Origin of the sequence: Leptospira kemamanensis, assembly GCF_004769665.1 — a bacterium.
Classification (GTDB): domain Bacteria; phylum Spirochaetota; class Leptospiria; order Leptospirales; family Leptospiraceae; genus Leptospira_A; species Leptospira_A kemamanensis.
The window spans coordinates 126753-137736 of the sequence record NZ_RQGG01000051.1 but is presented as its reverse complement, the minus strand read 5'-3'; the positions used below and the strand labels follow the sequence as shown (position 1 = coordinate 137736).

At 37.8% G+C, this 10984-nt stretch carries 11 protein-coding genes and 2 pseudogenes; 3 read left to right on the top strand and 10 right to left on the bottom strand.

The window, feature by feature from the left end; translation table 11 throughout:
- Positions 1–100: 100 nt before the first annotated feature.
- Positions 101–280: pseudogene (locus EHQ59_RS17680) on the top strand (transposase); the annotation flags it as partial.
- A 92-nt stretch (positions 281–372) separates the two neighbouring features.
- Here EHQ59_RS17680 and EHQ59_RS17925 read toward each other — a convergent pair.
- The 8 genes and pseudogenes from EHQ59_RS17925 to EHQ59_RS17640 all read right to left on the bottom strand — a co-directional run.
- Positions 373–1077 (bottom strand): annotated as a pseudogene (locus tag EHQ59_RS17925) (FkbM family methyltransferase); the annotation flags it as partial.
- A gap of 4 nt (positions 1078–1081) precedes the next feature.
- A complete protein-coding gene (locus EHQ59_RS17670) occupies positions 1082–2296 on the bottom strand; it encodes a glycosyltransferase family 2 protein (RefSeq protein ID WP_208652460.1) in 1215 nt (404 codons plus the stop codon).
- A 107-nt stretch (positions 2297–2403) separates the two neighbouring features.
- Positions 2404–3423: a phosphoglycerate dehydrogenase gene (locus EHQ59_RS17665; protein WP_135621274.1), complete on the bottom strand. Its 1020-nt coding sequence runs from the start codon at positions 3421–3423 to the stop codon at positions 2404–2406.
- An 18-nt stretch (positions 3424–3441) separates the two neighbouring features.
- Positions 3442–3861 carry a type VII toxin-antitoxin system HepT family RNase toxin gene (hepT, locus tag EHQ59_RS17660; RefSeq protein ID WP_135621273.1) on the bottom strand — a complete coding sequence of 140 codons (420 nt, stop codon included), beginning with the start codon at positions 3859–3861 and terminating at the stop codon, positions 3442–3444.
- On the bottom strand, positions 3845–4246 hold the full coding sequence (gene mntA, locus EHQ59_RS17655; RefSeq protein ID WP_135621272.1) for a type VII toxin-antitoxin system MntA family adenylyltransferase antitoxin: 402 nt from the start codon (positions 4244–4246) through the stop codon (positions 3845–3847). Before mntA ends, hepT begins: the two co-directional genes overlap by 17 nt.
- Entirely contained in the window at positions 4243–5187 is a 945-nt protein-coding gene (locus tag EHQ59_RS17650; protein WP_135621271.1) for a GDP-L-fucose synthase family protein, read from the bottom strand. The genes mntA and EHQ59_RS17650 overlap by 4 nt, the downstream gene beginning before the upstream one ends.
- Positions 5188–5246: 59 nt before the next feature.
- Positions 5247–5585, bottom strand: coding sequence for a MarR family EPS-associated transcriptional regulator (locus EHQ59_RS17645; protein ID WP_135621270.1), 339 nt, complete (start codon positions 5583–5585; stop codon positions 5247–5249).
- 146 nt (positions 5586–5731) lie between these two features.
- Positions 5732–6691 carry a hypothetical protein gene (locus tag EHQ59_RS17640; RefSeq protein WP_167481431.1) on the bottom strand — a complete coding sequence of 320 codons (960 nt, stop codon included), beginning with the start codon at positions 6689–6691 and terminating at the stop codon, positions 5732–5734.
- 52 nt (positions 6692–6743) lie between these two features.
- Between EHQ59_RS17640 and EHQ59_RS17635 the strand changes: the two genes are divergently transcribed.
- Positions 6744–7862 carry a lysophospholipid acyltransferase family protein gene (locus tag EHQ59_RS17635; protein ID WP_135621268.1) on the top strand — a complete coding sequence of 373 codons (1119 nt, stop codon included), beginning with the start codon at positions 6744–6746 and terminating at the stop codon, positions 7860–7862.
- Positions 7859–8050 carry a hypothetical protein gene (locus EHQ59_RS17630; RefSeq protein ID WP_135621267.1) on the top strand — a complete coding sequence of 64 codons (192 nt, stop codon included), beginning with the start codon at positions 7859–7861 and terminating at the stop codon, positions 8048–8050. The genes EHQ59_RS17635 and EHQ59_RS17630 overlap by 4 nt, the downstream gene beginning before the upstream one ends.
- A gap of 13 nt (positions 8051–8063) precedes the next feature.
- Here EHQ59_RS17630 and EHQ59_RS17625 read toward each other — a convergent pair whose 3' ends face one another.
- On the bottom strand, positions 8064–8882 hold the full coding sequence (locus EHQ59_RS17625) for a TrmH family RNA methyltransferase (RefSeq protein WP_135621284.1): 819 nt from the start codon (positions 8880–8882) through the stop codon (positions 8064–8066).
- Between the two features lie 72 nt (positions 8883–8954).
- Entirely contained in the window at positions 8955–10970 is a 2016-nt protein-coding gene (locus EHQ59_RS17620; RefSeq protein WP_135621266.1) for an NADPH-dependent 2,4-dienoyl-CoA reductase, read from the bottom strand.
- Positions 10971–10984 lie beyond the last annotated feature (14 nt).

Sequence of the window (10984 nt, the reverse complement as noted above, 5' to 3'; positions counted from 1 at the left end):
AAAACGGACACCTTTTTTGAGCAGAAAAAGCAAGAGGTGCCAAGTGAGCAGACGATCAAAATACTCTCCGGAGTTTAAAGAACAAGCGGTAAAGCGAGCCATGTCAGGTTCATTTACTATAAAAGAAGTTTCCGAATCTTTAGGAATCAGCTACTTTGTCTTACGACAATGGAAGGCAGAATTCTTGAAAAAGTCAGACCAAATCAACCCACCAACGGATAAACAGATTAAAGAGAGCGAAGAACTAAAAAAGCTTCGTAAGGAATTGGTCAAACTTAGAATATCAATTCCACCATACTTAGGAACGTTTTTTTCAATATTATTAACAGTTAGTGGTATTTTAGATTTTGATTCAAAAAGTTTATAATTTTTCTTCTCAAAGAGTTCAGAGTATTTTGCAAATTCCAATTTAGTGGAATCACCCGTATGACCCATAAATTCGAATACAATGATCGGATGGAATCGATCAATAGTTTCGCTTGCACCCCGAAGGATATCTAGTTCAAAACCATCAACATCTATTTTAATCAAGTCAACAGCCTTAAGTTTCTCCTCTTTTATAAAGGAATCTAATGTAATTTGTTTATTAGTTGCTTTCTGTAATATACCACCGTGAATCGGATGATCTTGTTTGGATCCATCGACTTTCCACGAAGAATATACAGCTTGATTACTAACTTCCTTCACCTCATCAGAAAGAAAAACCTGAATAGGAATAATCCTTTTTTTCAATTCTGGATTTAGTTTTAAATTTTCATTTAATTTATCAAACGCGTAAAAAGTTGGTTCAAATGCATAAACAATACTTTTGCTAAAATTCTTTGCAAAAGGCAATGAAATAGATCCAATATTCGCACCAATATCAAAAATCACCTCAGGTTCTTTCTTCAGTTCAGTCAATTTCCAAACATGACTTTGAAAACTTCCAAAAAGAAAAATCGAAAGGTCAATACCTTCTGATAGATCTACTTTATAATTGATTCCATTCCTTTTGATGATTCGATTCTTTGTTATACCTAATATTGAAATGATTCGATATAACAGACTCGCTATAAATAATTTAATTTTTGTACTCATATTATTAAATGAACTTAGTTTTACGCGCGGCAAATAAAAGCATTGTTAATAAGATAACCCCATGTTTCCATCTTGAAATATTCGTTTCACCATAAGTTCGTTCTCTATAAGTAATAGGAACTTCAATGATTTTTAGCCCCATTCGAGAGGCACCAAAAATTAAATCGAAGTCACCGAATGGATCAAAATCTCCAAAATAGGCTCGGTTTTTTGCTAACATCTCATAATTAAACTTTGATATCACCTTCGTTCCACATAATGTATCTTTAAATCGCTGTCCTAATACAAATGAAAAAGAAACGGCAAAAAACTTATTCCCTACACGATTGAAAAATCGCATTGCCTTTTTCTCCATTGGATAAACGAGACGAGATCCATTGATAAACTCACCTTTACCAGATTCAATGGCATTATAAAATTTTGGTAAATCTTCAGGAGGCACTGTAAGATCTGCATCCAAAATCATGAGAATTTCATTTTTTGCCATGGAGAATCCTTTCCTGACGGCATCTCCCTTTCCTTTTCCATCTTGTTGAGCTACCTGTATTTTAAGATGGCCTTTATATACTTTTTTTAATTCTAGAATCTTTCCCCAAGTATTGTCTTTTGAATTTCCTTCAACAAATATCAATTCATCGTTAGGTCCCATTTTTGGAATCCGTTTTGGAATATCAAAAATATTCCCTGCTTCATTCCTTGCCGCGACAACAATAGAAACAGATTGTTGCCTTTGTTTTTTTAAATCCTTAATGTAAGGACGAGCAATTGCAATATTCAAAACAGCAAAATTTCTTAGAATTGGAAGGGGAGAAAGATAGCGGTTTACAAAGTTACTGATAAATGGAATGTATAGAGGAAATAAAATCCTCTGCTCAATTCTGATCAATTCGTAATCTTCTAGAATCAAAAAATTAGTTACATCTTCATGTGATATCCAATTTTGTTCAGGTGTTCTAGATCTCAAACCTAACTTATCCGCAAGTTTAAAAATTGGCCACCACAAAGAATTATAGTAAACAATCGCTATTCGCGTATGACTGCTAAGTTTTGCATGGAGTGAGCTGAAAAAATTTTGAATGTCACTTTCATAATGTAAACTACCGTTGATTAAAATAAAATCAGATTCAATTTTCTTTGCTTCGGATAATTCGTTAATTTTCCTATATTTCCCTTTAAACAATCTTTCAATGGTATTGTTTTTTGGCGCTATCTCTAACAAAGAATTTTCAGATGTACAGTAGTGTGAAATATATCGAAATAGTTTATGATAAAAATATTTTTTTAGCATTGTTTACCTTTTTATTTTTTTTTAAACCTGAAATTTTCCTAATACTCTGGAGCGAAAGTAACCTTCGATCCACCACCAAAAAAACCAATCACATTTTCTGCCGCTTCTCTTTCCATATCTTCCCTACAATCATTGGAACAAGAACCCATATGTTGGGTCAAAATCAAATTCTCTAAATCACATAATGGTCCCTTATATGGTTCCTCTTCAAATACATCCATTGCCGCGGCAGAGATTTTTTGTTCTTTTAACATTTGATACAAGTCAGCTTCATTCACAATGCCACCTCTTGCAGTATTAATTAAAACCGCATTGGATTTCATGAGTGACATTGTCTTCGCATTGAAGATGTTTTTGCTACTATCCGATAGTGGGACATGGATTGTGATAGCATCAGACTCTTTTAATAGAGTTTCAAAATCCACTTGTCTGATCACTGTCGGATTCCAATTTTTACCAAGAGACTCATTCATTTTATACATGTTAGATGAAAGTGAACTAAACTGTTCGATCTCGTCATTTTTATCCATTAAATCACAAACGAGGATTTCTTTTGGCAGATAACCTAATAGATGAGAAGCAACTCGCTTCCCGATCCTTCCAAGCCCCAAAATTCCAATGGAGGACCCGCCGATTCTTTCCCCATAAGGGCGAGTCCACTCACCCTTTCGGATTTCGCGGTCGGAATACGTTATCTTTCGCATGGCATCAACTAAGAGGCTAACAGCTAACTCCGAAACTGCGGGTGAAACCGCATCTGGTGTATATGCAACAGCAATGCCTTTCTCTTTACAAAGCGTAAGAGGAACGCTATCGAGACCGACTCCCACTCGGGAGATCATTTTCAACGTATTTGTGACTTTGACTAAAGGAGTTAAGTCCTCTGTTCCTGCGATGAGAGCATCAAACTCTTTTGCAGCTTCCGCTACCTCGTTTGGTTTCATCTTTCTGTCGTATGGATTGACTGTGACTTGAAACCCATTCGAAACCAAAAGGTCCATGGCATTAGGACTCGTGCGGCAAAACGGGAATGTGGAAACAAATACTTTTTTGCTCATTGAAAAGACTTCATTGATTTATATATGGATCTCATATCCCAGTTCTTTACAAAACATTCCAAATACCAAATAGTCCTTTTTCATAATTTCCTGGATGATATCCAAATTTAGTTTTTGGTATTCGTGTATTGCAATATTACGAAATCCAACCATGGCTATTAAAGATTTTGCAGTGGCTGTCGAAATGATCAAATTCGACTCCAGGATACGGAACGCATCAGAACTAGACTGCGGTATTCCCAATTTATCTTTTGAAATCATATGCATTCCTAAATCAATGGCAGCCTGACAAGCTCGTTCCAAGTTTAGGATTAAAGCATCAACTTCTGTATAACTACTTAAACTTTGATTTTTGTTAAATTCTTCCTGAGCTCGATTGATTGCTCGTTGCATCACTGCAATTTTATTCGTGATGATATCATCAATTTCGATAGGCATTCAATACTTCTCGACGTTCAATTTGAAAATTAAAATACATGGATATAAGTGTATTGATTCTAAGTTCTACTTTAGGTTTATCCTTGACTAGGATTGCTTTTCCGGAAAATATTGCTTCTTTCGAATACACTAGGTTCCTGGAACTCATCTCTCCTAAATCAAAGTCGAGTCCTAATTGATAGCCTAAATCACCTGTGAACTTTAACAACTCTATTCCAGAAATGGATTTTACCTCGAATGGAAGGATTGCTAAATCGATATCGCTTCCTGGTCTCATCGTATCTTTTGCAGCTGATCCCATAAGAAACACTGCCAAAACTTCTGGAACTTTTGAGAAATAGTCTACAATAGATTCAATCTCTTGTTCGGAAAGGGATGTTTTCATAACTTCGATAGATAATCTTCATAAGCCAACCGAACCCCTACTCGTAATTCCACCTGGTGTTTCCAACCCATTTTATGGAGTTTGGAAACATCGAGTAATTTTCTCGGTGTTCCATCAGGTTTTGTTAGATCGAATTCCAGTTTTCCTTGGTAACCAACTACTTCCTTTACCGTTTCTGCTAACTCTTTAATACTCACTTCAATCCCTGAGCCAACATTTACATGTTCGCCACCTTTCGGGTCACCAGTTACATCATAGTTTTGCATGAGAAACACGCAGGCTCTTGCCATATCCTCTGAGTACAAAAACTCTCGCAGAGGTTTCCCCGTTCCCCAAATCACTACTTCTGAAAGGTTCTGCTTTTTTGCTTCATGGAATCTTCGTATGAGAGCTGGTAAAACGTGTGAATTCTCTGGATGGTAATTGTCTCCTGGACCATATAAATTGGTAGGCATCACTGAAATATAGTTGGTTCCATATTGTCTGTTATAGGACTGACACATCACGATCCCTGCAATTTTAGCCACCGCATACGGTTCGTTTGTTGGTTCCAACTTTCCATCTAAGAGTTGGCCTTCGTCCATCGGTTGTTTGGCAAATTTTGGATAAATACAAGAGGAACCTAAAAAACAAAGTTTTTTAATTCCGTATCGGTAAGAGGCATCAATGATATTATTTTGGATTTGTAAGTTGGAGAAAATGAATTCTGCTGGGTATGTGTTATTGGCGTGTATCCCACCCACTTTTGCAGCCGCAAGGAAAACATACTCAGGTCTTTCAGTTTCAAAAAATTGCAAAACTTGAGATTGGTTTTGTAAATCCATTTCGGCATGAGATCTACCGATTACATTTTTGAATCCTGATTGGTTTAAAACTTTGACCAAAGCAGATCCAACAAGTCCCTTGTGACCGGCTACATAAATTTTCGATGTTTCATTCATTCCAATTTACCGTAAGTATTTTTAAGATCATTTAATCATTAACTCTTTTAGTGAGTGAATTAACCAAGCTCTTCCACAATTTCACCTAACTTCTCTACTTCGGCTCTTAACTCTTCATATTCCTTTTTTTTCTTTTCATAAAAATGAAGTGTCATTCGTGCTTTTTCTTCTATGCCTTGTGGAGTGAGTAAATAAGTATAAGAAAGTTTGTTTTTATTATTGCGAAAATTGTTCATTTTGATCAGGCCTTTGTCGAGGAAGGCTTTCAAAATATAGTTCACCTTCCCCAAACTCAAACCCAAAACATCAGAGGCATCTCTTTGGGATAAGTGTGGGTTTTCCTCAAGTAACTGGAGTAACTTGAGGTGATGGTCACTGTATTCGTATGGATCTTTCATGTAAGAAGGTGATCCGATAGAGAAACCCTGGATCCGGTTTTCCCGACTTCGGACTGGAACCCACGGCATAGCTTCGCCCCCTGAGTCCCATATTTATTCAAAATGTGTTCAGTCATTGAACAAAGTAAAGAAATTTTTTGTTCATTTTATGAACGAAAATGAAAAAGGAGGGATCGGAAAACCAAACGAATTCCCCAAACCAAACCCACAGAACACCAAAGTCCGGGAAGGATGAAAGTCAAAAGAAGGAAAAACGAGGATTTCGATTCGATGTAATCTTCCTTTGATTCGTACAGGTTGACCCAAATGATTTTTTCTTTTTTGAGATTTGGAAATTGGTTTTCCCATTCTTTGGTAACGGAAACTAGTTCGGGAGTTTCTTTCTCGAGCCTTGCAAAATTTGGAAATACATTTCGCTCTCTCCATCGGTGGTAAAGAAAGTAATTTGGGGCGACGTAGAGAAATCGAACTCGTTCGCTCGGACGTTCCTTATTAACAATAGGAATCAACACATAATGACTCGTATGACTATTGTCTCTTCCTTTATGATCTCTGGATTTTTGGTGAATCGATTTCGTAAAATGTCCGTTAGTTGAAAATTGGTATCCACTCAGAAAAAGAAAAGGATCCTCTTTTGAAGGCTGATTGATTGGATGAGACTCATTCGTCTTTTCCCGTAAAGAATACAATTCTTCCATTTCCTCTCGGAATCCAAATTGGAATAAAAAAATTCCAAGTACGGAGATAGTGATTAATTCCTTCCATTTCCCAAACTGGAAAACGAGAAATAAGTTCACAACTAAATACAAAAAAGCAATGACCAAAAAGCGGAAGTGAATATGGAGATGAAGACAGAGAAAAAAACTAAAATAAGCTGTGAGCCCTAAAATACAAGAGATCAGTAACACATGTATCGGTTCCAAACGAAAGAGAAGATATCCAAATTTCATCCTAGCCCACCAGTTTTCAGAAGTATATCTCTCTTTGTTTTTCCCATGTAAAGCTTTTTCACCAAATGCTTCCGAATGATCTCGTTCCAATGTATACTGCAAAAAAAAAGAAACTAGAGCCTTTCTGGATACCGCTGACACGTTAGAATTCATCACGCAACTGAGATTCCAATTGACGATTCTTTCTTTTTTCTAGATACCTACCTCAATGAAGCCGAAACATCACACCCTCACCTACGACTTACTCATCAAATTGGTTAGTTTCGCGAAAGGACTTGTTTTCCATTCCATAGAAGAAAATTTTCCTGAAAAAGAAGAATTGGAAGCTCCCTACCCCTCTGCCCTTCTCTGCAATCATGTGTCGGAAGCTGATGTTGTTTCCCTTGCCATGGTATATCCAAGACTCAATCCAAAAATCAAAATGATCATTCCCGCAAGAGAAGATATTTTAAGTCCAAAATTCTTACAAAAAGAATTCCGGACCAAAGGTTTACTCAAATGGATTTTCAAACTGATTGATGCCACAAATATCATTCCATTTTTATTAAAATACATTGGAGCTGTTCCCATCAAACGTCCGTTTCGTGACAACGCCAGAGAGCTTTTAAAAAAAGGGGAACTTCGAGATAAGGTGGATAGCGAATGGAATGACCTTGTTGCCCATATCAAAAAAGGCAGAAATTTATTTATGTTTCCGGAAGGAACTTATAACCATGATGGTTTTTTAAATCAAGTGAAACGTGGTGCCTATTATATCAAATCTAAAATTGATAAATTACATTTTAATAGTTTTACACTTACGTATGATCATCTGTCGTATCAAAAAACAAAACTTTATATCAAATACGGTAAACCATTTGAAATTCCAAGTGATATGCCAGCAGACAAAGTGGTTAAACTTGTGGCAGATACCCTAGGAAAACATTATACAGTCACTCTTGGAAATTTAACATCCTATGTGTTACTGAAATTAGAAACGGAAACAAAAATCAAAAAGCAACAAATCATTCATTTGTTATCAGAATTGAAATACCATCTGGAACAAAAGTTCCCAGAAATTACCGTAGCTTCTGAATTAAAAAAAGAATCTTTCCATTCCCAATTGGAATTTCTTTTTGCAAAATTAAAAAAAATCAATTTGATTGATTGGGAAGATGAGTTCATCAAAACAAAAGAAGTGTTGTATCACATCCCAAAATCACTTCATAATTTAAAAAAATCGAATATTGTTTTGTATCATAAAAACCAACTCACCGCACACCTCGCCAGTTTGGATGGGATTTGGAATGAGTTGACATTAGAAATAGGAGCAAAGGCCAAACCATGAAATTAAAACCAATTCAGATCCTTTTATTTTCTACGTTGTTTTTGGTTGGTTGCGGAACCATTTCCAGGGGTTGTGCCAAATACTTTGGCTACGATGAAGTTTGTGTGGATGGTGTGAAATACATCCAATTTACATCGGGAGCTAGTGTGAAATACAATCCAGATGGGAGTGTAGCGACCTGTCGTTAGTCTCGGAGAAGTTCTATCCTTTTTTTGTTTTTACAATTTCCCAAAGAAGGATGGAAGCGGCAGAAGCCACATTGAGGGAGTTGACCTTCCCCTCCATAGGGATACGAAGCACCATATCACATAAAGACTGTAGTTGTACACTCATGCCTTTTTTTTCATTCCCCAAAATCAATAAAACGGGGCAATGAATGTTTGCGTTTTGTAAATCCAAACTTCCACTGGAATCAGATCCAATGACGGTAAGCCCCCATCTTTTTTTCTCCCTTTGCACAAACTGGACTAAGGAATCAAATTCATTCACAAACACTAGTTTGGCGTGAAACAATGCACCTAAACTCGAACGAATGACTTTGGGTTCATAGACATCAATGGCGTGTCCAATGAGAAACACTGCATCCACTTGAAACCCATCGGCCGATCGTAAAATGGATCCAAAATTTCCTAAATCACTGGGACGATCAAAGAGAAGATACACTGCATTCTTAGAAGGGGCAAAATCCTTTGGCAATTGACTTAACGTATATGATTTGTGATTGGGAATTTTCGCTGTCACAAGAAGCTCGGATGGAGTTTCTTTTTCCGAAAGCTCAAAATACAAATCTTCCTGGACTTCCCATTGTTTGGTAGTAGGGAACCTTTTCAATACATCCTTTGCCCAAGATGACAAAGGGTGATTTTCTCGATACAAAATCCGTGTGATTTCCCAGTTGGCAGCTAACAACTGTTTAATGGGTTCTGTTCCCTCCACAAACACTTCTTTTTCTTTGCTGCGTTTGGTACGGTTCGTCCGAAGTGCAGAAATGATTTGAAATTCTGCATTCCGAACGGACATTTTTAAGGGTTTCAAATCATTACCAGTTTCTTTCTGCTCGCAAAAAACAGAGGGATGGAAACTTCACTCACTTCAAATGGTTGTGGCAAGCCTTGTTCCTTGGTCAATCGCACGTTTTGCATCTAATTCTGAGGCAAGGTCAGCACCACCAACCAAGTGGACAGGAAGATTTGCTTTTTGTAAGGATTCAAGTAGCTTTCGATTCGGATCTTGTCCCGCACAAACGACAACTGTATCACATGGAATCTTTTTTGTTTCGCCTTTGACTTCGATGACAACTCCATCAGGTTCAATCGATTTATAGGTAACACCAGAAATTTGGTTCACTTTCCGATCTTCCAGTGAAGTTTTGTGAATCCAACCAGTGGTTTTTCCAAGGGTTGCTCCAAATTTACTATTGGAACGTTTTAACATCGTCACTTCCCGAACACCAACTGGTGTGTCTTTGGCACCGAGACCACCATCTTTTTCAATGTTTGTGTTGATTCCCCATTCTTTGAGATAATTCTCAGTGGTAAACGGATGGCCTGGATCGGTGAGTAAAATACTCACATCAAATCCAATCCCACCAGCACCCATGACAACAACACGTTTTCCCACAGGTTTTCCTTTGAGAACAACGTCCACATAACTCAAAACATTTGGTCCATTGATTCCTGGTATTTCCGGAATCCTTGGAATCACTCCTGTCGCAAGGACTACTTCTTCAAAACCTTGTTTGATCAATTCTTCGCTGGAGACAAAACTGTTTAATTTTACATCCACTCCATATTTTTTTAACATGGTATCAAAATAACGAATGGTTTCTTTGAACTCTTCTTTACCAGGGATGCGTCTGGCAATATTCAATTGACCACCTAACTCAAGGACAGCGTCAAATAATGTGACTTGATGTCCACGTTCGGCCAGTGTTTTGGCACAAGACATACCACCAGGTCCTGCTCCCACAACCGCGACCTTTTTCACTCGATTGGTTTTTGAAATCACAAGTTCTGTTTCATGGCAAGCTCTTGGATTCACCAAACAACTGGCAGTTTTGCCTTGGAAGATATGATCCAGACAAGCTTGGTTACAAGCGATACAAGTATTGATTTCTTCTGGTTTTCCTTGTTTTGCTTTTTCCACAAAAAAGGAATCCGCAAGGAATGGCCTTGCCATGGAAACTAAATCAGCATCCCCTCTTGTGAGAACAGATTCCGCAATTTCGGGAGTATTGATTCGGTTAGAGGTAACAAGTGGGATGGAAACATGACCTTTCAATTTTGCCGTCACCCAAGTAAACGCAGCACGCGGAACCATCATGGCAATGGTAGGAATCCTTGCTTCATGCCAACCAATCCCCGTGTTGATAATAGTGGCTCCTGCTTTTTCAATTTCTTTTGCTAAATGTAAAACTTCTTCGATATTACCACCCTCTTCCACTAAGTCTAACATAGACAGACGGTAAATGATGATAAAGTCAGTTCCAACTCGTTTACGAACGGCTTTTATGATTTCGATGGGAAACTTGATTCGATTTTCAAAACTTCCACCCCAATCATCAGTACGGTTATTGGTTCGTTTGGCGATGAATTGGTTGATGAGGTATCCTTCACTTCCCATGATTTCAACTCCATCATAACCAGCTAACTTTGCTAATTCGGAACAACGTGCAAAATCATCTATGGTTTTCCAAATGCCTTCTTCTGTTAAAGGATTTGGTTTGAACATATTGATAGGAGCTCGTAACGAAGAAGCCCCTACAATTTTATCGTGGTAACCATATCTTCCTGTGTGAAGGATTTGCATGGCAATTTTTCCACCTTCTTTATGCACAGCATCCGTGACCACTCGGTGATGGAGGGCCTCTTCTTCCGTATCCATCACACTTCCTCCCTTTGCCACACGACCGGCTTCGTTAGGAGCAATCCCACCTGTGACAATGAGAGCCACTCCACCTTTCGCTCGTTCCCCATAAAAGGCAGCCATTCGTTCATACCCATTGGGAGCTTCTTCGAGGCCAGTGTGCATGGAACCCATGATGGTTCTATTTTTCAAAGTGGTGAAACCAAGTGATAAAGGAGAGAGTAAAGTAGGATATGCTGTCATAAAGACCCAAGTGT

Excerpts from the sequence above, each read along its gene's own strand:
- EHQ59_RS17665 (WP_135621274.1), bottom strand. The coding sequence starts at position 3,423 with ATGAGCAAAAAAGTATTTGTTTCCACATTCCCGTTTTGCCGCACGAGT.
- hepT (WP_135621273.1), bottom strand. The coding sequence starts at position 3,861 with ATGCCTATCGAAATTGATGATATCATCACGAATAAAATTGCAGTGATG.
- mntA (WP_135621272.1), bottom strand. The coding sequence starts at position 4,246 with ATGAAAACATCCCTTTCCGAACAAGAGATTGAATCTATTGTAGACTAT.
- EHQ59_RS17650 (WP_135621271.1), bottom strand. The coding sequence starts at position 5,187 with ATGAATGAAACATCGAAAATTTATGTAGCCGGTCACAAGGGACTTGTT.
- EHQ59_RS17645 (WP_135621270.1), bottom strand. The coding sequence starts at position 5,585 with ATGAAAGATCCATACGAATACAGTGACCATCACCTCAAGTTACTCCAG.
- EHQ59_RS17635 (WP_135621268.1), top strand. The coding sequence starts at position 6,744 with ATGAAGCCGAAACATCACACCCTCACCTACGACTTACTCATCAAATTG.
- EHQ59_RS17630 (WP_135621267.1), top strand. The coding sequence starts at position 7,859 with ATGAAATTAAAACCAATTCAGATCCTTTTATTTTCTACGTTGTTTTTG.
- EHQ59_RS17625 (WP_135621284.1), bottom strand. The coding sequence starts at position 8,882 with ATGTCCGTTCGGAATGCAGAATTTCAAATCATTTCTGCACTTCGGACG.
- EHQ59_RS17620 (WP_135621266.1), bottom strand. The coding sequence starts at position 10,970 with ATGACAGCATATCCTACTTTACTCTCTCCTTTATCACTTGGTTTCACC.